The 21,154-nt window shown below is 66.4% G+C and carries 20 protein-coding genes and 2 tRNA genes; 13 read left to right on the forward strand and 9 right to left on the reverse strand.

The window, feature by feature from the left end; genetic code table 11:
* The first annotated feature begins 7 nt into the window (after window positions 1-7).
* The 5 genes from AC1Q6P_RS02580 to AC1Q6P_RS02600 all read left to right on the forward strand — a co-directional run bounded on the left by AC1Q6P_RS02580 (window position 8) and on the right by AC1Q6P_RS02600 (window position 2,704).
* Complete coding sequence (locus AC1Q6P_RS02580; RefSeq protein WP_492662908.1) at window positions 8-403, forward strand: hypothetical protein; 396 nt, start codon at window positions 8-10, stop codon at window positions 401-403.
* Window positions 390-596, forward strand: coding sequence for a hypothetical protein (locus AC1Q6P_RS02585; protein WP_492662909.1), 207 nt, complete (start codon window positions 390-392; stop codon window positions 594-596). The genes AC1Q6P_RS02580 and AC1Q6P_RS02585 overlap by 14 nt, the downstream gene beginning before the upstream one ends.
* 229 nt (window positions 597-825) lie before the next feature.
* Window positions 826-1,740 carry a DNA cytosine methyltransferase gene (locus AC1Q6P_RS02590; protein ID WP_492662910.1) on the forward strand — a complete coding sequence of 305 codons (915 nt, stop codon included), beginning with the start codon at window positions 826-828 and terminating at the stop codon, window positions 1,738-1,740.
* On the forward strand, window positions 1,737-2,162 hold the full coding sequence (locus AC1Q6P_RS02595) for a hypothetical protein (protein WP_492662911.1): 426 nt from the start codon (window positions 1,737-1,739) through the stop codon (window positions 2,160-2,162). Before AC1Q6P_RS02590 ends, AC1Q6P_RS02595 begins: the two co-directional genes overlap by 4 nt.
* A complete protein-coding gene (locus AC1Q6P_RS02600; protein WP_492662912.1) occupies window positions 2,159-2,704 on the forward strand; it encodes a Gp49 family protein in 546 nt (181 codons plus the stop codon). Before AC1Q6P_RS02595 ends, AC1Q6P_RS02600 begins: the two co-directional genes overlap by 4 nt.
* A gap of 131 nt (window positions 2,705-2,835) precedes the next feature.
* Here the strand turns inward: AC1Q6P_RS02600 and AC1Q6P_RS02605 are convergent, their stop codons facing one another.
* On the reverse strand, window positions 2,836-3,216 hold the full coding sequence (locus tag AC1Q6P_RS02605; protein ID WP_492662913.1) for a hypothetical protein: 381 nt from the start codon (window positions 3,214-3,216) through the stop codon (window positions 2,836-2,838).
* A 164-nt stretch (window positions 3,217-3,380) separates the two neighbouring features.
* Between AC1Q6P_RS02605 and AC1Q6P_RS02610 the strand changes: the two genes are divergently transcribed.
* The 6 genes from AC1Q6P_RS02610 (at window position 3,381) to AC1Q6P_RS02635 (ending at window position 8,091) form a co-directional block, all read left to right on the forward strand.
* A complete protein-coding gene (locus AC1Q6P_RS02610; RefSeq protein ID WP_492662914.1) occupies window positions 3,381-3,638 on the forward strand; it encodes a type II toxin-antitoxin system RelE family toxin in 258 nt (85 codons plus the stop codon).
* Entirely contained in the window at window positions 3,622-3,951 is a 330-nt protein-coding gene (locus AC1Q6P_RS02615) for a helix-turn-helix domain-containing protein (RefSeq protein ID WP_492662915.1), read from the forward strand. Before AC1Q6P_RS02610 ends, AC1Q6P_RS02615 begins: the two co-directional genes overlap by 17 nt.
* 289 nt (window positions 3,952-4,240) lie before the next feature.
* The gene (locus AC1Q6P_RS02620) at window positions 4,241-6,400 is read left to right on the forward strand and encodes a TonB-dependent siderophore receptor (RefSeq protein WP_492662916.1); all 2,160 of its coding nucleotides are present in this window, start codon (window positions 4,241-4,243) and stop codon (window positions 6,398-6,400) included.
* 36 nt (window positions 6,401-6,436) lie between these two features.
* Window positions 6,437-6,512: transfer RNA gene (locus AC1Q6P_RS02625), tRNA-Asn, on the forward strand.
* 69 nt (window positions 6,513-6,581) lie between these two features.
* Window positions 6,582-6,657 (forward strand) — tRNA-Asn (locus tag AC1Q6P_RS02630).
* Between the two features lie 93 nt (window positions 6,658-6,750).
* The gene (locus AC1Q6P_RS02635; RefSeq protein ID WP_492662917.1) at window positions 6,751-8,091 is read left to right on the forward strand and encodes a leucine-rich repeat-containing protein kinase family protein; all 1,341 of its coding nucleotides are present in this window, start codon (window positions 6,751-6,753) and stop codon (window positions 8,089-8,091) included.
* 13 nt (window positions 8,092-8,104) lie between these two features.
* On the opposite strand, the gene AC1Q6P_RS02640 is transcribed toward AC1Q6P_RS02635, so the two are convergent.
* Window positions 8,105-9,685, reverse strand: coding sequence for a PH domain-containing protein (locus AC1Q6P_RS02640; RefSeq protein ID WP_492662918.1), 1,581 nt, complete (start codon window positions 9,683-9,685; stop codon window positions 8,105-8,107).
* Window positions 9,678-10,184 (reverse strand): PH domain-containing protein, encoded by a 507-nt coding sequence (locus AC1Q6P_RS02645; RefSeq protein WP_492662919.1) that lies wholly within the window; start codon window positions 10,182-10,184, stop codon window positions 9,678-9,680. The genes AC1Q6P_RS02640 and AC1Q6P_RS02645 overlap by 8 nt, the downstream gene beginning before the upstream one ends.
* Before the next feature lie 193 nt (window positions 10,185-10,377).
* Here AC1Q6P_RS02645 and AC1Q6P_RS02650 point away from each other — a divergent pair, with 193 nt between their 5' ends.
* The gene (locus AC1Q6P_RS02650) at window positions 10,378-10,572 is read left to right on the forward strand and encodes a hypothetical protein (RefSeq protein WP_102767601.1); all 195 of its coding nucleotides are present in this window, start codon (window positions 10,378-10,380) and stop codon (window positions 10,570-10,572) included.
* Window positions 10,573-10,584: 12 nt separating this feature from the next.
* Here the strand turns inward: AC1Q6P_RS02650 and AC1Q6P_RS02655 are convergent, their stop codons facing one another.
* The 4 genes from AC1Q6P_RS02655 to rsgA all read right to left on the reverse strand — a co-directional run bounded on the left by AC1Q6P_RS02655 (window position 10,585) and on the right by rsgA (window position 17,040).
* On the reverse strand, window positions 10,585-12,849 hold the full coding sequence (locus AC1Q6P_RS02655; protein ID WP_492662920.1) for a diguanylate cyclase: 2,265 nt from the start codon (window positions 12,847-12,849) through the stop codon (window positions 10,585-10,587).
* A gap of 80 nt (window positions 12,850-12,929) precedes the next feature.
* Window positions 12,930-15,254 (reverse strand): TonB-dependent receptor plug domain-containing protein, encoded by a 2,325-nt coding sequence (locus tag AC1Q6P_RS02660; RefSeq protein ID WP_492662921.1) that lies wholly within the window; start codon window positions 15,252-15,254, stop codon window positions 12,930-12,932.
* Between the two features lie 170 nt (window positions 15,255-15,424).
* The gene (locus tag AC1Q6P_RS02665; RefSeq protein ID WP_492662922.1) at window positions 15,425-15,796 is read right to left on the reverse strand and encodes a nuclear transport factor 2 family protein; all 372 of its coding nucleotides are present in this window, start codon (window positions 15,794-15,796) and stop codon (window positions 15,425-15,427) included.
* 95 nt (window positions 15,797-15,891) lie between these two features.
* Window positions 15,892-17,040 (reverse strand): ribosome small subunit-dependent GTPase A, encoded by a 1,149-nt coding sequence (gene rsgA, locus AC1Q6P_RS02670; RefSeq protein WP_492662923.1) that lies wholly within the window; start codon window positions 17,038-17,040, stop codon window positions 15,892-15,894.
* A gap of 879 nt (window positions 17,041-17,919) precedes the next feature.
* On the opposite strand from rsgA, the gene AC1Q6P_RS02675 reads away from it, so the two are divergent.
* Window positions 17,920-18,906, forward strand: a complete 987-nt coding sequence (locus AC1Q6P_RS02675) for a helix-turn-helix transcriptional regulator (RefSeq protein WP_492662924.1) — start codon at window positions 17,920-17,922, stop codon at window positions 18,904-18,906.
* Between the two features lie 102 nt (window positions 18,907-19,008).
* Here the strand turns inward: AC1Q6P_RS02675 and AC1Q6P_RS02680 are convergent, their stop codons facing one another.
* Together AC1Q6P_RS02680 and AC1Q6P_RS02685 are read right to left on the reverse strand one after the other, a co-directional pair.
* Window positions 19,009-20,184 (reverse strand): BMP family ABC transporter substrate-binding protein, encoded by a 1,176-nt coding sequence (locus tag AC1Q6P_RS02680; RefSeq protein WP_492662925.1) that lies wholly within the window; start codon window positions 20,182-20,184, stop codon window positions 19,009-19,011.
* Window positions 20,185-20,233: 49 nt separating this feature from the next.
* Entirely contained in the window at window positions 20,234-21,154 is a 921-nt protein-coding gene (locus AC1Q6P_RS02685; protein WP_492662926.1) for an ABC transporter permease, read from the reverse strand.

Raw genomic sequence — 21,154 nt, forward strand, 5'->3', positions numbered from 1 at the left:
GCGCGCCATGCAAGCCACCATCACCATCACCGTCGATACCGACAGCCTGCAGAGCTACACGGACACCTATCTGGCGCAGCTCTGGCATGTCGCCCAAGCCAACCCCATGGACGGCTTTGCCAACTCAGAGCCTGGGCAACTGGCCGAGCGCATCGGCCGAGAAATCATCCGCCGCTTTCTGGCCAACACAGCACCGGAGCTGTGGCACCACCAGGGCAGCCACCACCCTTTCCATTTGCACCTCAACGAGCAAGGGAAGCAGGCCGCCGAAACCATGGATCGCTTCGCCATGTGGGCTGATGCACAGCCAGCTGATGGCTGGCGAGGCCGCACAGCCAGCGACATGGCCCGCCAGTTCGCCAAGACCTTGACCCCGGAGGGCGCACCCCATGCGGACGCTTGAACTCAAGGTCTACGACCTGCCCGAGCTGCCCGACGCCGACACCGATGTGATCGTGTTTTTTGAAGCAGGCGGCAGCACCCTCGGCGCCTGGGATGGCGAGCGCTGGATTGATTGCACCGGCATGACATTGAATCAATACAACTCGTTTGACCGGGTTATCGCCTGGGCGGACTTCCCAGAGCTGGAGGCCTGATGCGACTCAACAGCCACCCTCACCAGAGCAAGGCACCGCTCTGGATGCGCATCGAAACCTACCGCGCTTGCGACCTCTGCATACATGTGCAGGCTGGCCAAGTAGAGCGCCATTGCGGCCACGCAAGCGCCACCCGAGCCAGCGGCCAGCTGCCCGTCAATGAGGCCCGGGCATCCGATGGCCCCTGCGGACCGAACGCTAACCACATGGCCGCAGCAGGATGGCAAGCATGATCGCCATCGACATGTTTGCCGGCCTCGGCGGCTTCTCGACCGGCGCCACGATGGCAGGCGCCTTTGTCGCCTGGGCCGCCAACCACTGGCCCACGGCCGTGCGATGGCACGCAGCCAACCACCCAGACACCACCCACGCCTGCCAAGACCTGCAGCAGGCCAACTTTCACGACGCGCCAGCACATGACATCCTGCTGGCCAGCCCCGCATGCCAGGGCCACAGCTTGGCGCGCGGCGCCGAGCGTCCGCACCACGATGGCCAGCGCTCGACAGCCTGGGCCGTGGTGACTTGCGCCGAAGTCCACCGCCCACAAGCCGCTATCGTTGAGAACGTGCCCGAGTTCGCCAGCTGGCAGCTCTATCGCGCATGGTGCGCGGCCATGCATGCCCTGGGCTACGCCCTCGCCCCCATGGTGCTGGATGCCGCCGACCATGGCGTACCCCAAAACCGCCGCCGCCTCATCATTGTGGCCACCCGCAGCAAACACCCCATCGAGCTGCAACTGAAGGCCCGCGCACCGCGCAGCGCCGTCGATTGCATCGACATGAACGCCGGCCGCTGGAGCCCCATCGAGCGCCCCGGCCGCAGCCCGCGCACCCTCGCCCGCATCGCCGCAGGCCGCGCCCGCTTTGGCGAGCAATTCCTGGCCCCGTACTACGGCAGCGGCTCAGGCGAAACCGGCCGCAGCCTGCAGCGCCCCATCGGCACCCTCACCACCCGCGCTCGCTGGGCTGTCATCAACGGCGACCGCATGCGCATGGTGCTGGCCAGCGAGGGCCGCGAGCTGATGGGCTTCCCCACCACAACCCAGCTACCCGCCAACGAGGCCACGGCCTGGCACCTGATCGGCAATGCCGTCTGCCCACCGCTGGCCGCCGATGTCATCACCGCACTGAAGGAGGCAGCGTGACCAATCTCGACCTTTTCCCCGAAACCCAGGGCCTGGCCATCAGCACCGTCACCGCCTGGACCGGCACGCGCCGCGACGAGTGGGGCCACCCCATTTCGGTGTTGCGCCTGATCCCCTCATGGAGCCCACAGAAGGGCTGGACCTGCGGCTGGTTCCTGCAGATCGGCCGGGCCGTGGACGAGTGGCACCCCAACAACCCGAACAAACACAAGGAGCTGCAGCACTACCCCTGGCACCGCCCCGAGCAGATGGCCACCAGCAAGACCTTGGCCATCGCCGCAGCCATCGCAACTCGGGCCGCCAATATCGTGCTGGAGCAGATGCTGCCCTACGCACTCGATGCCGACCACGCCGCCGAAATCAAGATCGTGCAGGAGACGGCCGAGGCCCGAGCCAGGCACTGGCTGTGCGAGGAGCCATGAACGAAGACGACGACAGCCCAACTGTGCAGCTTGCGATGCGCCGAGCCTCGCCCTGGCCAGCAGCCCGCACCGTCATCACCAGCAATTACGAACCGGGCCGCCGCGACGGCTTCGCAACCTTTCACTGGCCCGGCCACACCCGACGCCACCCCATCAAGCATTTGCAATCAACGCCGCTCGCTGCCACGGCCTCCAATGGCAGCACAACCCAGAGACCACGAATGAACGACGCTCAGATTGAACAAGCCATCCAGGCCAAGAGCCTCAACGCCCCGCGAGTCACACCCGATGAACTCATGGACAACATCGCCGATGTGGAATACGTCAAGCACGTTTCCAAGTCCGGCCAGGTGCTGCGCTGGGCCGTCATCACCACCCGCAACGGCTTCGCCGTGGCCGGCCGACCGAGCTGCGCAGCATCTTCCGCAAACGATGACGAAGAACTGGGCAAAGACATGGCCTTCGCCAACGCAAAAAACGAGCTATGGCCACTGATGGGCTACGAGCTGCGCAGCCGCATCGCCGCAGCCGCCGCACGCTGAGCGCGGCGAGTTAAGCCTAACGCCTGAACTACACTACCCTCCCATCCCGCTGCAGCTCCCTCCTGAAACATGCGCAGCGGCCTCAGCCCAGCCCTCACCCGGCTGGGCTTTTTTTTTACCAAGGCGGCAAGTCAGTAGGCCCACAACTCACGAGCGCGCCAACCAGTCAACCCAACCAGAGCGGCCAAGACCGAATACTTGATGTACGGCACCACCGCTGGCACCTTTTCAAACATGCCCAAGTTGTTCGGGTCCGAGCCATTGAGAGCAACGCTGTCAATCACCGGGAAGCCAAGCGCCCACAGCATCACCGATGCCACCAGGGCACAAAACAAGGCGTCCAACCCACCCCGGAAGGCGAGGAATGCCAGCGTCAAAATGACCGCCGCCGCAGCCACAAACTTCATGAGCGTCGGGAAATGGCAACCTATCTGCTTCGACAGCAGAAAGACCCCAACCACCCCGGCAACTATCGCCGCAAAGACAAGCTGACCTCGCGCATCTGAGTTCATTGGCGCTCCGTTTGAGAGTTAGCACGAACGCTAAGTCTGCACGGGATCTTTCCAAAACTTTGCAACGAGTTGCAGCCAAGTGTGTCAAATCGCGTCCGCGACTCTCGGGCCTCAATTTATTAGATTTATCTTGATATTCCTAATAATTTGCTTATACTTGCGGCATGAACACAATCAACTGGCAACCCAAAGCATTCAAGCAACTGCGCAAGCTGCCAGCCCCTGCCGCCCAGAGCATCACGGCCGCCGTCAAGTCAGAGCTGACCGACCTGGCCCAGGCACGCAACGTCAAGAAGCTGACCGGCCATGAGTATGGCTACCGCCTGCGAGTCGGCAACTACCGGGTACTTTTTGACTTTGACGGCACCGTCCGCATCGTCACCATTGAAGAAGTAAGGAAGCGCGATGAACAAACCTATTAACTTCCAGACCATCCTCGGAGAGGATGGCAGCCCCGCCTTTGTGGTGGTGCCCTACGCTGAGTTCGTGCGCCGCTTCGAGCAGGCCGGCGACCTCATCCCTCATGCCGTGGTGGAGCTGGTCATTGACCAAGGGATGACCCCGGCCAAGGCCTGGCGCACCCACCTGCAGCTGACTCAGGAAACGGTGGCCAAGCGCTTGGAAATCACCCAGGGCGCTTATGCCCAGTTGGAGGCCAGCCCCAAGCCGCGCAAGACCTCGCTGGAGCGCATCGCCAAGGCGCTCGGCATCAGCGCCGCACAGTTGGATGTCTGAGAAAACGGCCACCACATAGAATGGCCGCCCCGGCACTTGTTGCCGGGCACGCTAGGGGTGCTGGCCAGGGAAACCGGGCCGGCTGAGAAAGTCCCTTTGAACCTGATTGACGGCGCTTTTGCCGTCAGGCCACAAATGTTTATCTTTGTGGCACGAGTTAATCCTCGCGCAGGGAAGCATCTGAGGCACAGCCCGTCGGCTCGCAGCACCCGCGCTGCGGCCTGCCGCGGCGCCCTGGCTTGCCGCCCTGCAGCGTCTGTTGTTGTTCTTGACTTCACTGCAGTTCCCGATGCCCACATTCCTTTCGCCCCGCCCTGCCCTGGCCCTGCGCCCGAGCCTTGTTTCATCCGCCCTGGCCCTGCTGCTCGGCAGCAGCCTGGCCCAGGCGCAAAGCCTGCCCGCCGTCTCGGTCAGCGGCCGCACGGCTGAGATGCCGGCCCAGGTGGGCGGCTTCGGCGAAACCCCGGTGGCCAAGCTGCCGCTGCAGATCAGCCTGTTCAGCCAGGAGCGTCTGCTGGACGCCGGCATCTCGGCTCTCTCGGGCCTGACCGCCCTGGACGCCAGCGTCGGTGATGCCTACAACGCCGCCGGCTATATCTCCTACCTGAAGATCCGCGGCTACGACCTGGACAACCGCTTCAACTACCGCCGCGACGGCCTGCCCATCAACGGCGAGACCATGCTGGACCTGGGCAACAAGAGCAGCATCGAAGTGCTCAAGGGCAGCAGCGGCATCCAGGCCGGCACCAGCTCGCCCGGCGGCCTGGTGAACCTGGTGGTCAAGCGCCCGACGGCGCAAGCACAGACCATCCTCAGCGGCGGCTTCAGCGAGCGCGGCACGTTTGAGGCGGCCATCGACTGGAGCCAGCGCTTCGGCGGCAGCGGCGAGTTCGGCCTGCGCGTCAATGCAGCCGCGGCCGACCTGCATCCGCAGCTGCGCGATGCCACGGGCACGCGCCAGCTGCTGGCCGTGGCCGGCGAGTGGCGCGTGCAGCCGGGCACCCTGCTCGAGGCCGAGTTCGAACTGAACCGCCACAGCCAGCCCAGCCAGCCGGGCATGAGCCTCTTGGGCAACAAGCTGCCCGACGCCAAGGCTTTTGATCCCCGCACCAATCTGAACAACCAGACTTGGACCCTGCCCGTCGAGTTCGACAACCAGCACGCCTCGCTGCGCCTGCAGCAGCGCCTGAGCGCCGAATGGAGCGCCCAAGCCCATCTGGCCGTGCAGCGCCTCAAGACCGACGACCGCCTGGCCTATGCCTACGGCTGCGACAAGGAAGGCAACTACGACCGCTACTGCAGCGACGGCAGCTACGACATGTTCGACTTCCGCAGCGAGAACGAGCGCCGCAACAGCGAAGCCCTGGACCTGACCCTGAGCGGGCGCTTCGACACCGGCCCGCTGCGCCACCAGCTGAGCACCGGCTTCCTGATCAGCCACTACAAGAGCCGCGCTCAGGCCCAGGCCTACAACGGCGTGGGCCCCGGCCGCATCGACAGCAGCGCGGTCAACCCCGCCGACCCCAGCCTGACCGACCAGAACACCTTGCGTGACGAACGCAGCCGCGAGTTCTCGCTGCGCGACGCGGTGCAGCTGAGCGCCGAGCTGCAAGCCTGGGTCGGCCTGCGCCACACCCAGCTGAACCGCAGCAGCGTGCGCACCAATGGCTCACGCCCGACCGACTACAGCCAGAGCCTGAGCACGCCCTGGCTGGGCCTGAGCTATGCCATCAACCCGCAGCTGATGGCCTATGCCAGCTGGGGTGAAGGTGTGGAAAGCGAAGTCACGCCCAACCGCAAGCGCTACGGCGACGCGGCAGGCCGCGCCCTGCCTGCGCTGAAGAGCCGCCAGAGCGAGATCGGCCTCAAGGCCGGCAGCAAGGCCGTGGACTGGTCGATCAATGCCTTCCAGATCAACCGCCCGGTCTGGGACGATTTCGGTGACTGCAGCGACAGCACGCCCGGCAGCTGCGTGCGCCGCCCCGATGGCATCGCCCGCCACCAGGGCCTGGAGGCCCAGGCCGACTTGAAATGGTCTGGCGGCGGCCTGCTGGCCAGCGCCATGAAGCTCAAGGCCCGCCGTGCCGACAGCAGCGTGGCCGGCATCAACGGCCTCAAGCCCGTCAACGTGGCCGAGAACAGTCTGCGCCTGCACGTGCGTCAAGATGTGCCCGCGCTGGCTGGCCTGCAGCTGAACGCTGGCCTGGTGTTTGAGGGCCCGCGCGCCGTGCTGCGCGACAACAGCCTCAACATCCCGGGCTGGACCCGTCTCAATGCCGGCGCGCACTTCGAGCAGAGCTGGGGCCGCCAGCTGCTGATCTGGCGCGTCGGCGTGGACAACATCGCCAACAAGCGCGCCTGGAAAGAGTCGCCCTTCCAGTTCGACCATGTCTACCTCTACCCCCTGGCGCCGAGAACTTTCCGAACAAGTTTGGAAATCCACTTGTAAACCTCTCAAAATTCATCCTATAATGCGAGGCTCTGTTCCTCGATAGCTCAGTCGGTAGAGCGCCGGACTGTTAATCCGTAGGTCCCTGGTTCGAGCCCAGGTCGAGGAGCCAGAAATTCAGCGTTGCAGCGGTTCGGATTGCCTGCTGCAACACAAAAATTAGAAGTACCGAAAAGACAATTCCTCGATAGCTCAGTCGGTAGAGCGCCGGACTGTTAATCCGTAGGTCCCTGGTTCGAGCCCAGGTCGAGGAGCCAAATTCAAAACCCCCACCATCGCAAGATGCTGGGGGTTTTTTCTTGCCCTGCCAACCGGCCACGCCACGCTTTCCGCCCTCGGATCCACCACCCATGAGCTCGAACACCGCATCGCTGCAAAGACTGGACACCCTGCGCCAGGGCGGTCTGCAAGGCTGCAGCCACCTCGACCTGCGTGGCTGCGGGCTGCAGGAGCTACCCGCTGAGATTCAGCGTTTGGCCGCCAGCCTGGAGGTGCTCGATGTTTCCAGCAACGCACTGAGCCAGCTGCCCGACTGGCTCGCCGAGCTGCCACGGCTGCGCATCGTGTTTGCCTCCAGCAACCGCTTCACCGAGCTGCCAGAGGTGCTGGGCCGCTGCCCGGAACTGGAAATGGTGGGCTTCAAGAGCAACCGCATCGAACGCGTCAGCGGCGCCGCCCTGCCCGCGCGTCTGCGCTGGTTGATCCTGACCGACAACCGCATCGAGACGCTGCCGGCCGAGATCGGCCGCTGCGCGCGGCTGCAGAAGCTGGCCCTGGCGGGCAACCGGCTGCGTGAGCTACCGACCGAGCTGCAGCACTGCCGGTCGCTGGAGCTGATCCGCGTCTCGGCCAATGAATTGCAGGCCTTGCCCGAATTGCTTTTGCAGCTGCCACGCCTGAGCTGGCTGGCCTTCGGCGGCAACCCGTTCAACCGCGAGTTGGAGCAAGCGGCGTTGGCGCACACGCCCCTGCCCACCCTGCCCTGGCCGCGGCTGCGGCTGGAGGCGCAGCTCGGCGAAGGTGCGTCCGGCGTGATCCACCGCGCGCGGCAGGTCGATACGGGCGAGTCGGTCGCCGTCAAGGTCTTCAAGGGCGAGGTCACCAGCGATGGCCTGCCCGCCAGCGAGATGGCCGCGGCCCTGCAGGCCGGTGCCCACCCGCATCTGATCCCGCTGCGCGCCAAGCTCAGCGCCCACCCGAACGATGCCCAAGGCCTGGCGCTCGATCTGATCAGCCCGGCCTTTCAGAGCCTGGCCGGCCCGCCCAGCCTGGCCAGCTGCAGCCGCGATGTCTACACCGAGGACACCCGCTTCAGCCTGAGCGCTCTGCTGCGGATCGCCCGCGGCATGGCCTCGGCCCTGGCGCAGCTGCAGGCGCGCGGCCTCAGCCATGGCGACTTTTATGCCCACAACATCCTGCACGACGGCCAGGGCCAGGCCTATCTCGGCGACTTTGGGGCGGCCTCTTTCTTGCCGGCAGAGGCCAGCGCGGCGCAGCGGGAGGCGGTGGCGCGCGTCGAGGTGCGCGCCTTTGGCTGCCTGCTGGAGGAATTGCTGGCGCGTTGCGAGGAGGCGAGCCCCCAATCTCTGCGGGCCCTGCTGACCTTGCGTGATGCCTGCCTGGCCGAGGACGCCGCACAACGCCCCTCGTGGCCCTCCATCATCCGCAGCCTGGAGTCACAGGCATTCTGAGGGCCTGCAGCGCTCAGACACGGCGCCAGAGCCGCTGATGCAAAGCATCTGCCTGGGCACGCTCCAGGCAGGGGATGTCCAGCGCCCGCTGCAGTTTCGAGCCGCCCTGGGTGTCGAGCTGCAAGTGCACCAGCCCCAGGCGGCGATCCAGCGCATTGCTGGAAAAGCGCAAGGTCTGCACACGCGAAGCGGCCACGATCACCCAGCGCTGCGTGAACACACCGCTGCGGAAGACCAGAACATCGTCGGTCAGCGCATAGGCCGAAAACGCAACCCAGGCGCGTGCGTACAGCCACCCGGCCGTCAGGAGCATGGCGGCGACCGCGGCAATCCCCCACCAGGGCAGCGCCCAGTCCCGCCACAGGCCGGCGGCCAGCAGCAGCACCAGGCCAAGCGGCAGACCCAGTCGCCATTGCCCGTAGAGCAGACGGCGCAAGCTGGGCCGCCCCAGGCGCTGCCACGGCAGCGCAGACCAGCTCAGGCCTGGCAGGCACAGATGCAAGAGCGCCTGGGCTTGCGCCGGCGTCGCCAGAGGCGCCATTTCGCTGAACTGGCCGACTGGCCCCAGCCCTTCACTCTCTTGATGGGCGGTATCGCCCGCCACCGACACCGCCAAACGGCATCGGCCCAGCCGGCGCTGCAGCCAGCTGGCACTGAGCTCCCAGCGCTGCAACCGAGGCAGACGCGCGCCCGCGCGCACCCGGGTGCTGAGGCCATGCGAGGCCAGCAGGCGCTCGCCCTGCAGCTCGAGGCGGAAGCCGTGATACCTCAGCACCGCCAAGACCACCGAGAGCAGGCGCATCAGCAGCAGCACCATCAGCACGGCACTGAGGCCCAGCATCAGGAGATGCAGCCAGCGGTGGTCTTTCATATCGTCGATGAACAACCGCCCCAACGCGCGCGCAGGCGCCCCCAGCCACTGGCCGAGCAGACGGCGCGCCTGATCATTGGGCATGACGGCGCCAAAAAAGGCGCCCACCAGCAACATGCCGCCGTTGGAACTCAGGCCCAGCAACACGATCTCGCGCAAGGGCAGGGTCAGCAAGACGCGGGGCGAGTCCGCACCGACCGATGCGGACTGGCTGGCCTGGATCGGCATCGCTGGCGCGGCTTCGTCGCTGACCTCGGCACGCTGGCCACGCAGAACGGCCTCCAGGCGGGCCGCCTCGGCCAGACTCAGCACGGCCATCACCGCCTCGGGCTTGCCGCCCGCGGCTGAATCCAGGCGCAGCACGGTCACGCCCAGCAATCGGTGAAAAAACTGGCTCTGCTGGCTGATGTTGTGGATGCGCGCAAACGGGATGTGGCGCTGGGTCCGATCCAGCAAGCCTTCGCGCACCAGCAGCTCGCTGCCCAAGACCTGGTAGCTGAAGCTACGGGTGTGCAAGACCGCCCACAAGGCATACAGGCCCAAGGGACCGATCAACCAGACCGACCACTCCGAATCGCGCTGCCCCAGCAGCAGATAAGCCAGGATGGGCAGCAACAGCTGGCGCGCGACCCCGCCGACCGCAAACAGCCAGGACAGGGGATGCAGGCGGCGCTGCACGGCCGCCCCAGGCTCGCCCGGCGCGCTGTGGCCGGCCTCACTCATGCTCACCCCGATGGCGCGGCAGCAGGCGCTCGCGCAGGCGGTGGGCCAGGGCCTGGGGCAGGCCGTCAATCTGGGTGTGGTGGTCATGCGTGCCGGCCGTGTGCAGGCTCAGCGAGGCCATGGCCCAGCGCCGGTCCAGCGGCCCCTGGCTGACATCGAGATGCTGCAAGCGCGCCATCGGCACCCAGACCTCGCTGCGCCACCAGACCCCGTCGTAGAGCACCACGCCCTCCTGCTCGCGCAACTCGGCCCGGTACAGGGCGTGGCGGCGTGCGCCATACCACCAGCCCAGCAAGGCACCCAGCGCCAGCACGGCAAGCCCGATGCCGAGCAGCACCGGGCGGTCGACTGCGTTGCGGCGCAAGCTCAGCAGCAGATGCAGCAGCAACAAGGCGCCACCCGGGATGGCCAGCATGAGCGCGTACTTGAACCGCCAGTAGCGGCCCAGCTCAGGCAAGGTGTCCAAGATGACGGGCGGAGAAGACAGTTCGTGATCCATGCACAAGGCTCCTGCGCGTGCCGAAGAGGGTGCACACCCTCTGCTCGCTGGCTCGCGTCGCCGCGCATTCTGCCTGCGGACGGTCGCGCCGGGATGCAGCCGATGCCACGCGGTGTGCGGCCCATCGCCTGGCTGCAGCCGGAGCGGCCCGGTGCTGGCTACAGTCAGCCCCGACCCCACTGAGGCCGACCGCATGAAACTGCTGCTCTGGTTGATCCTGCTCGTGATCTGCTGGCCCCTGGCCTTGATGGCCTTGCTGCTCTGGCCCCTGGTCTGGCTGATCAGCCTGCCCTTCCGCCTGATCGGCATCAGCGTCGAGGCCGTCTTTGCCCTGCTGCGCGCCCTGCTCTTTCTGCCGGCGCGCCTGCTCGGTCACCGCGACGCCTGATCACACAAGGGATCACACACCCTCAGCCAGGCTGCCCGGCGGCAGATGGTCGCTGCGGCGTTTCTTCATGCCGGCCTTGACCTCGTACATGCGGGCATCCGCCTGGGCGATGCAGGCATGGAGCGACTGCTCGGGCGACTCGCGCATGGCATGACCCAGGGCCGCGCTGGGGCTGACCCAGAAGCCCGGCGCCAGCTCGCGGCGGTTGTTCTGGCAGCGCGTTTTCAGCGCCTCCAGCTCGGCCAGCAGGGCCGACTCACGGCGGTGCGGCAGCAGGAACAAGAACTCGTCGCCGCCGATGCGGTAGGCATCGGCCTCGGGCCACTGGGCGCGCACGGTTTCGGCAAAGAGCTGAATCAGCGCATCGCCGGCCGCATGGCCGTGGGCATCGTTGACATGCTTGAGGTTGTTCATGTCCGCCACCACCACGGCCTGCGGGAAGTCTGCCGCCTGGGCCGGCTCGCCATGGTCGGGCCGGTGGCTGAAGTAGTTGCGGTTGTGAAAACCCGTCAGGCTGTCGGTGTAGAGCAGGTGCTCGCGCTCGTGCAGGAACTGGGTCTTGGCGCGTTGCTCGATCAGCTTGCGCACCGTGCGCACGGTCAGCACCAGGATCAGGAGCAGCACCGCACCCAGCAGAGCCAGCAGCATCAAGAGGCGGCTGTTGGCCTCGTTGCGCAGCGAGGGCACAGACTGGATGCCCAGGTACTTCATCTCCTCGAACTGGATCAGGGGGATGACCTTGTCCATGATGCCGGCCAGCTCGGGCTGGCGGCGGCTGACGCCGAAGTAGATGAAGGAATCCTTGGAGGTGATGCCACGCTTGACCACATCGCCATAGCCCAGGCCATTGATGTAGAACTCGGCCACGGTCGGGTTCTCGATCAGATAGGCCACCTTGCCGTCGCGCACCAGCTGCAGCGATTCGATGATGCTGGCCGTGGTCACGATCTGCGGGTTCTTGAGGTTCTTGCGCAGGTACTCCTCGTGCCAGAAGCCCTCGATCACGGCCACGCGCAGGCCGTCCAGGCCATAGACATCCTGCACCGGCGGGCTGCTCTTGAGGCCGACGATGATGTCGCGCTCATTGCTGATGGCGCGCGGAAAGATGAAATCGGCCAGGCGGTCGTCGGTCTTGGCCATGTTCAGCACATCGACGCGGCCACTGCGCGCCTGATCCATCAGCTGCGCAAACGGCGCACCCACCACCTTGAAGCGGATGCCGATGATGTCGCTGATGCGCTGCAAGGTGGCGCCGGCAATGCCTTTGTACTGGCCCTTGTCGAAATGGTCGAAGGGCAGGTAGTCCTCGGCCACGCCGACCACGGCCTCGCCGCGCTCATCCAGCCATTTCAGCTCGGCCGGACTCAGGCGCAGCACCTTGCGGTTGTAGCTGCGCGCGGCCTCCTGGGCCAGGGCGCGAATCTGCTGCGGGCGCTGGGCGATGTAGCGATCGATGATCTGGCTCAGCAGCACCCGCTCCTTGGCCACGGCGAAGGTCATGTCCGAGGTGATGGACTTGAGCTCGGCCACCAGGGTCAGGCCGGGGAACTGGTGCAGAAACTCGTATTCGACGCCGCCACCCGAGGTGACGAAGCCATCGACCAGGCCTTCGCTGAGCGCACGCAGGCCAGCGGCCTGGTCGTCAAAGCTGGCGACCTGGAACTTGATATTGGGAAACTCCTTGGGCAGTTGCTCGATCACAAAGTCGGCCGAGAGGAAACCCACCGTCTTGCCGTCCAGATCACCCAGGGTCTGCACGCTCGATTCCTTGCGCGCGAACACGACGTAGGGGTAGCGCTGCGCCGCCTGGGTGAAGCGCATGATCTTCTCGCGCTCGGGCGTGGGGTTGGCGCCGTAGAGCACATCGATCTCGCCGCGCAAGAAGCGGCTGTAGGCATCGTCCCAGCCCTTCACATCGGCCGGCACCAGGCGCAGGCCCAGCTGGCTCTGCATGTCCTTGAGCAGCGCCGGCAGCAGGCCCATGCGCTGGCCGCGGAACTCGAAGCTGTCCATGCCGGCGAAGGGATCGAAGCCCACGCTCAGGGAGCGATGGCGGTGCTGGTCGATCCAGGCCCGCTCCTCCTCGCTGAGTTGGATCATGGCGCTGGCCGCCGTGGCGGCCGGCTGAGGCGAAACCGGCGCTGCATGGGCGCAGGAAACAGCGGCGGCCAGGCCCCAGAAGACCCCAAGCACCCAAACCGGGAAGCGCGTCAACCGCGTCAGTCGCGCCACGCCCAGGCCGACCCAAACCACCAGATGGCTCATGCGTTCACTCAAGGACAGCACCCTCCCGCTGAAGAAGCGGGACCATGCTAGCCGAGAACGCGGGCGGGGCTTCAACCCGAAGTCTTGACCGATCAGATTTTCATTTCCAGGCGCAGCTGCCAGACCGTGTAACTCCGCCCGCCGCCCTCACTGACGACCTGGCGGGTGTCGGTGGTGGTGGTGCTGCCGGTGGTGTAGTCCAGCGGTGCCAGATTGCTGGCCGACAGGCGCAGCTGGGTGTCGCGGTCGAAGTTCCAGAGCGCAAACGCGTCCAGCACCACCTTGCGGCTGCTGCGCGCTTCGGTCAGCAGGTTCTGCTGCACGGTGTTGGCCGGCGTCCAGTTCAGGCCGGCGCCCAGGCTCAGCGGCAGGCTGCGCAGCTTGTAGTCGGCGCCCAGGTTGGCGGTGGCGCGCGGCTGCGGGTCGAGGCGGTTGTTGGGGCCGGGGATGCCGTCCACGCGCGAGCTGAACAGGCTCAGGTTGCTGCGCAGATTGACCGGCCAGGCGTCCTCGATGAACTCATCGAGCCGGAACTTGGCTTCCAGTTCCACGCCCATGGTCAGTGCCCGGCCGATATTGGTCGGCCGGGTCACCCAGCGCGGCACCGAGGCCCAGGACACGGTCTCCAAGGTGGTGACATTGCGCATCAGGTCGGTGATGCGGCGGGCGAAGAAGCTGGCGCTGAGGATGCCGCCCTTGCTCAGGTAGTTCTCGTAGGCGATGTCGATGCCGGTGGCCAGCTCGGGGCGCAGCAGGGGGTTGCCGGCCCGGTCGGGATGGTCCACTTCGTTGGCGCCGCAGGACTTGCCGCTCGGGCAGGGGTAGAAGGAATTGATGCTGGGCCGGGCGATCAGGTCCTGCAAATTGGGGCTGCGGTAGCTGCGCGTGAGGCTGGCGCGGATCTGGTCGCGGCTCTTTTCGTTGAACTTCCAGACCCCGTGCAGCAGCGGTGTCCAGACGCTGGCCCGGTGGCTGACCGCGTAGTTGGCCGCCGAGCTGCGCGTGGCAATCGTCTCGCCGCGCAGGCCGGCGTAGAAGGACCATTGCTTGCCCACGCTCCACTCGTCCTGGGCGTACAGCGCCACGCGCTGGGTCGAGGCCGAGAGGTCGTCGCCAAAGTCCAGCAGGCCCGGGCAGGCCTCGCCGTCTTGGAGGCAGTTGCGCTCCTGCCGGCGGCGCGTGCCCTCGCCTTCCAGGCCGGCCACCAGGCTGTGTTCGTTTTCCAGCTGGCGCGAGAACTTGCCATTCAGGCTCCAGCTGCGGTCGCGGCTGTCGGTCGTGTCCTGCTGGATACGGCTGGCGGCGGGCGTGCCGGTCTTGAACTCTTCGCGCAGGCTGCTCGAATCGCCGCGCCCGGCGCCGGCACCGGCACGCAGCTCCAGACGTGTTTCCTCGTCGATGCGGTGGCTCCACTGGGTGTTGAAGCGCAGCATCTCCATGGCATTGCGTGAAGCTGTCTGGCTGCGGTCAAAGGTGTTCAGCGCCGGGGTGCTCTCGCCTTCGCGCTGCAGCTGGGCCTGGTTCCATCCCTTGCTGCGCATGGCCATCAAGAAGGGCTGAATGGCCAGGGTGTCGCCGCCGTTCAGGCGCCACTGCAGGCGCGAAGTCAGGTGCAGATGGCGGCGCTGGTCCTCGCTCTGGGTCTCGGTGCGCTGCAGGCTTTGCAGCCCGGTCTTGAGATCACGGCTCAGCGAGCTGGACAGATTGTTGTCGCGGTTCTCGCTCTGCTGCACATTGATGCTGAGGTTGTAGGCGCCGCCCTGGTCATCGAGCTTGTCGTTGCGGCTCCAGCTCAGGCTGGGGCTGAAATGGCCGCGCTCCAGGCTCAGGCCCGCGCGCCAATCGTTCAGGCGCTTTTGCAAGGCCTCGCGCAGCACCACATTGATGGTGCCAGCCACGGCCCGGGCGCCGAACTCGGCCGTGGGCGCGCGCATCACCTCGATGCGCTCCACCTGCTCGGGTGGCAATTGGTCGAGCGAAAAGCCCGGCGGCATGCGCTCGCCATTGACCAGGATCTGCGTGTAGCCGCCGCCCATGCCGCGCATGCGCACCTCGCCACCGCGGCCGGGGCGGCCGCCGGTGGTGACGCCAGGCAGACGCTTGAGGGTTTCGCCCACGCTGCTGTCGCCGAAACGGTCGATCTCCTCGCGGGTGATGATGATTTTGGAGGCCGTCGAGGCGCGCCGCACGGCCTCGTCGCTGGGCCCGCCGCTGACCTCGACGCGCTGCAGCTGCTCCTTGCTCTTGGCCGCCGGCTGCGCCGCAGGAGCGCGCGGTTTGGCCGGCGCGCTCGCTGCACCGGCCGGGGGCTCCACGCTCTGGGCCAGGGCCATCTGGGTCATGGCCATCAGCGTGACACTCAGCGAGAAGGCGGATGGAGTCGCAAGAAGGCAAGCCAGACGGGGAACAGTTTTCATGGTGAGACCGGGTGGCGCTGCGCGCTCAGCGCGCAAGTTTCGAATCGGCGCGAAGCATGGCACAGCCCGACCGAGCCACCCTTCGCGACGGTCGGCCTTTTAACTTCTTTACCGCCCCGGGGCGAATGCCGCACAAGCCCCCTCCCCCCCTTTCCTCCCCGCCTCTCCTTTCAGAAGGTCTCATTCGGGAAGAAATAGACCTCGGCAATGCGCCCCGCCCGGCAGCGGTAGATCACCATCACCTGCTGCGGCTCGGGGCCGCGGCCGTGCACCCATTCATGGTCAACCACGGTCTGCCCCATGAGCAAGCGCTCGCGCACCTCGGCCTGCACCTGCGGCTGGGCAAACGGCCCCGTGCGATAGCTCTCGCGAAACGCCGTCAGGCCCACCGTGCGCGGCGCTGCGGCCGGCATGCGCCAGACCTGCACGTCCTCGCTGTAACAGGCGCAGAAGGCCTCCAGATCCTTGGCGTTGTAGGCCTCCAGCTGGGCCTGGGCCAGATCGACGGGGCTGCGTTCAGGCGTGGTTTCAGGGCTGCTCATGGGTTGCGCTCTCAAGCAAGGATCGGTCAATGAATAAATGAATGAACTGAACGAGGAACCGGGGCCGCAGTGTCCCACGCGGCCCCGGTCGAGCTTCAACCACGCTTGAGCTTGGTGGCCATGCGGCTGCTCTGCACCATGGCCTTCCACTGCGAGAGCTGATGGCGACGGTCCAGCGGGCTTTGCTGATCGCGCTCGGCCTCGCGCTGCAGCTTGTGAAAGCTCTTCACCCGTGCCGCGCTGAGCTGACCCACCACCGCACAGCCCGGCTCGCCGCTGTGGCTGCAGTTGCGAAAGCGGCAGTGCTGGGCGAGCTCACTGACATCGTCAAAAGCCGCGCGAACCGCCGCCACATCGGCATCGAGCTGCAAGCTGCGCAGGCCCGGCGTGTCGATGATGCAGACCCCCGCCACGCTGGCGCGCAGGCTGCGCGTGGTGGTGGTGTGGCGGCCGCGGCTGTCGTCCTGACGCACTGCACCGGTGAGCTGCTGCAGCCCGTCTTCGGCACACAGCGCATTGCTCAGCGTCGACTTGCCCGCGCCGCTGGAGCCCAGCAGCACCAGGGTCTGGCCGCGGCCCAGCCAAGGGTGCAGGGCGGCGCGGCAAGACTCAGGCCGGCCATCGAGCGCCAGCACCTCCAGCACGCTGCTGCCCAGCTGTCGCCCCAGATGCGCGCGCACCTCGGCCAGCCTGCGCTCCAGATCCGGGCACAGATCGGCCTTGCTGAGCACCAGCAGGGCCGGCAGCTCGGCCGCATGCGTCAGCACCAGGTAACGGTCCAGTCGAGCGAGCTTGAAATCATGATCCAGGCCCATCACCAGCAAGGCCAGGTCCACGTTGTTGACCAGGGCCTGGCGAAAGCCCTCGGGGTCGCGCCGGCTCAGGCTGTTGAAGGGCGGCAGCCGCGCCTCGGCCCAGAGCTCGCCCTGGGCATTCTCGCGCGCCAGCAACCAGTCGCCAACGGCCAACTGCTCGCCCTGGGCATGCAGGGCCTGGATCAAGCCCGGCAGCGCCCGCGCCGCACGCAGGCCGGCCGGCGATTGCAGCCGCGCATGGCCGTCTCTTTGCAGCTCGATCAAGCGCCAGGGCTGGGCCGGCGTCGCGCCTGCAGGCAGATCCATGGCTTGCAAGGCCGGCAGGTGGTGTTGCAGTGAAAAGCCCAGGGCTTGCAGCGCGGGCAATTGAGAGTCAAAGAATTGAGCGTTGAAGAATTGGGAAGCGAAGAAGTCTTCGGAGAGTTCCATGATGGGTATGCGTTCTCTTGCGAGTGGCGCATGCGCCTGCGTGCCAAGACCGGTTCGCCTGCAAGCCCTGCTCGCAGCGACACACCGGCCCGAACGCAAGCACAGCGCCGCGGCCCGCGCGCACGCCCCATGCACAGGCGTGACGACACAGGCCTGTGGACGACAGGTGACTTGTGTGGGAGGGGGTGAGGCGCGGCGTCGGCGGCGTGCCGGTACGCTGGCAGCCCGGGCGAACAAGGCCGGGCGTATGGACTCAGAACGTCAACTCAGGGCAGCCGGGCTGTTGAACCCGGCATCACCTCAGCGGCGTGAGTGAGCGCAGCGCAGGAGTGCAGCCGACGACCGCAGCGCGATGACAAGATCATTTGCAGCCATGGTGGACTCCTTTGCAGTGAGGGGTGAAGGATGAAGAGCGAAGCAGCGAGCAAGAATGCAAGCGAGCACCGCTCGCCGCGCAGTGTGGCGGCCCCGGGCGCGCAGCGTCAAGTACCGATCGCCAGGCGGCATTCAAGGCCGCCGGATCTGCGACATGCGCGCCACACATTCCGACCATCCAAAAGCAAAGGGCCACGCACCCTGAGGTTGTGGCCCTTCTGACTTCCGGACACTCCATGCGGAGCGACGGTTTCCAACGCGCTGGTGACGGGTTCCAGAACTCTGCCCAATCTGCAGCCGGTTTCTCGCCTTGGATGCCCTGCATTGTGCACGCAATCTGTGACAGTGATTTGACGAAAAGCAAAGTCTCTGCACCCCAGATCTCCACGGCATCGCAGCGCCCCACTGCCCCCCTGTTTCGCCCGTCCTCTGCTCGGTCGTTCGGGTCAACAAGTCGTCACATCGCCCACTTAAGCTGCGCCGGCAGCCGCTACCGGCACACCCATGGACGACATGCACACCTTTCCCGACTGCCCGCCCGCTCTTTCCCCTGACCCCGCTGCCGCTCTCGCCCCTGCGCTGGGCGGCTTGCCTGCGGGCTTTCCCGCAGCGGCACCGGCTGCGCTGGAAGCACCCGCACGCAGCGATGAACATGGTGGTTATCTGAACGGCAAGCATGTCGAGGCCATCGTGCGCGCGGCCGAGACCGCGCTCGAGGTGCGCCGCCGCTACCAGTTCTTCGTATGGACGCAGAGCAATCTGCAAATCCTGCTGCCGCACCAGCTGCTCAGCTGCGGCGCCTACCAGCGCCAGCGCCGCGAGCTGCATTTTGAGCTGTTCAACAATGTGGCCGTGGCGCCCGAGTTGCAGCTGGCCTTGAGCGACAGCCGCAGCCCGCTGCTGCAACTGCTGCAGCAACGCTGGATCGAGCATCGCTGCAAGCCCCTGCATGTCGACGTGGTCGAGCTGCTGGAGCCCGAGCTGGAGCCGCTGCGCCTGGCCCTGCTGGCCGGCGGCTACAGCAGCCTCTGGGTGCACGGCATCTCGCGCCCGCAGCGTCCGGCCGAGGTGGAGAGCTTCTTTGTGCTGGCCCCGTCGGGCAGCCATGCCCTGGTCGAAGGTTTGCCCCTGCAGTCCATGCTGCTGGAGCTGCTGACGCCCTATCTGCACGGCACCTGGCAGCGCGTGCAAACCGTGGAGCGCGAGATCCACGAAGCGCCGCGCACCGCTGCTGCCCAGGCCCGCCAGACCGGCGCCTGCGGCATCACCGACCGCGAGCGCGAAATCCTGGGCTGGCTGCGAGAAGGCATGAGCAATCTGCAGATCGGCGTCAAGCTGGGCATCAGCGCCCTGACGGTGAAGAACCATGTGCAGAAGATTCTGCGCAAGCTCAACGCCGCCAACCGCGCCCAGGCCGTGGCCCGCGCCATGTCCATGAACCTGCTGGGCCGCTCGCCCAGCGAGGAAGCCGCCGTCCGCGAGGACGACTGAGCCGCGCGCTGCAAAAAATAGCAAACAAAAAGGGCGTGAACCTCGTTCACGCCCTTTTTGCGTTTGGCCGGCGGCACGCAGCCCCGGCCTGCCAAGCGAGGCTCACTTGCCGCTCGGCACCTTGCCTTCCACGCCCTTGAGGTAGAAATTGATGCCGGACAGGAATTTGTCGTCGGCCACTTCACCGGCCTTCAGCACTTCCTTGCCGTCCTGGTCGAGCAAGGGGCCTTTCCAGATGGCGAAGCTGCCATCCTTAAGGCCGGCCTTGATCTTGTCGATCTCGGCGCGGGTTTCGGCGGGCACCTTGTCCGAGATGGAGACCAAGTCGATCGCGCCCTCCTTGACACCCCACCAGGCATGCTTGCCCGGGCCGGCGGCCCACGTGCCGTCCAAGGCCTCACGCACAGCAGCAATGTAGTACGGCGCCCAGTTGATGATGGCCGAGCCCAGATGGGCCTTGGGGCCGTAGGCGGTCATGTCGGAATCCCAGCCGAAGGCCAGCTTGCCGTTCTTCTCGGCCGTCTGCAGCACGGCGCTGGAGTCGGTGTTCTGCATCAGCACGTCGGCGCCACCGTTGATCAGGGTCTGGGCGGCTTCAGTCTCCTGCGGCGGGTCGAACCACTTGTTGACCCAGACCACCTTGACCTGAATCTTCGGGTTGCCTGTCTGCGCGCCCAGGGTGAAGCTGTTGATATTGCGGATCACTTCCGGGATGGGGATGGAGCCCACCACGCCGATCACGCCGCTCTTGCTCATCTTGCCGGCGATCACGCCGGCCATGTAGGCGCCCTCGTAGGTGCGCGAGTCGTAGGTGCGCTGGTTGGCGGCCTGCTTGTAGCCGGTGGCATGCTCGAACTTGACGTTCGGGGCATCGGCCGCGACCTTGAGCATGGGCTCGCCATAGCCAAAGGTGGTGCCGAAGATCAACTGATTGCCCTGGCCCACCATGTCGCGGAAGACGCGCTCGGCATCGGCCGCCTCGGGCACTTTCTCGACAAAGCTGGTCTGCACACGGTCGCCAAACTCTTTCTCCACCGCCTTGCGGGCGTTGTCATGGGCAAAGGTCCAGCCGCCATCGCCGACCGGGCCGACGTAGGCGAAGGCGATCTTCAGCGGCTCGGCCTTGCCGGCGCTGGCCGAGGCGGGGGCCGATGCCGCCGCAGGCGCGGCCGCCTCCCCCTTCTTGCCGCAGCCCACCAGGGCGGCAGTCAGGACCAGGCTCGAACACGCAGCCAGCTTCAGAGCATGGCGTTTGGGGAGATCAGACGGCGAGGACATGGTGCGCACTCCTTGTGTTGAATCTTTGAGGGGATCAGAAAACGAATGATCAAGTACCGGGGAAAAACGGCTTGCCCAAGGCAGCCGGCATATTGGCACGAATGAAACCGGGCTTGCTGGAGATCAGCACCAGCACGGCAATCGTGCTGAGGTAGGGCAGCATGCTCAGGAACTGGCTGGCGATCTGCACGCCCTGCCCTTGCAGATGGAACTGCAGCATGGTGACAAAGCCGAACAGGTAGGCACCGGCCAGCACGCGCGCCGGGCGCCAGGTGGCAAAGGTCGTCAGGGCCAGGGCGATCCAGCCCTTGCCGGCCGTCATGCCCTCCACCCACAGCGGCGTGTAAACCACCGAGAGGAAGGCGCCCGCCAGCCCACACAGCGCCCCACCGGCCACCACCGCCGCCAGGCGGATGCGCCGCACGGGGTAACCGAGCGCATGCGCGGACTCCGGCGACTCGCCCACCGCGCGCAGCACCAGGCCGGCGCGCGAGCGGTAGAGAAACCAGGCCAGAAACAGCGTCAAAGCCATGGCCGCATACACCAGCGGATGCTGCTTGAACAAGGCCGGGCCGATGAAGGGGATGTCGGCCAGCACCGGGATCTCGAAACTCGGCCGCGGGCCCAGCTTCTCCTGCGTGTAGCGCAGACCGACAAAGGCCGAGAAGCCGCTGCCGAACAGGCTCAGCGCCAGGCCGGCCGCGTACTGGTTGGTGTTGAGCCAGATCACCAGCAGCCCGAACAAGGCCGCCAGCAGGCCGCCCGCGCCCATGCCGGCGGCAAAGGCCAGCACATCGCTGCCGCTGTGCACGGCGGTGGCATAGCCGGCAATGGCGGCCACCAGCATCAGGCCTTCGGCCCCGAGGTTGACAATGCCGGCCCGCTCGTTGATGAGCAGGCCCAGGGCCGCCAGGGCCAGCAAGGTGCCGGCGTTCAGCGAGGCGGCGATCAGAAGCGCAATGGCGTCCAT

It is taken from the genome of Roseateles sp. GW835-FHT13E02 (genome assembly GCF_058794035.1).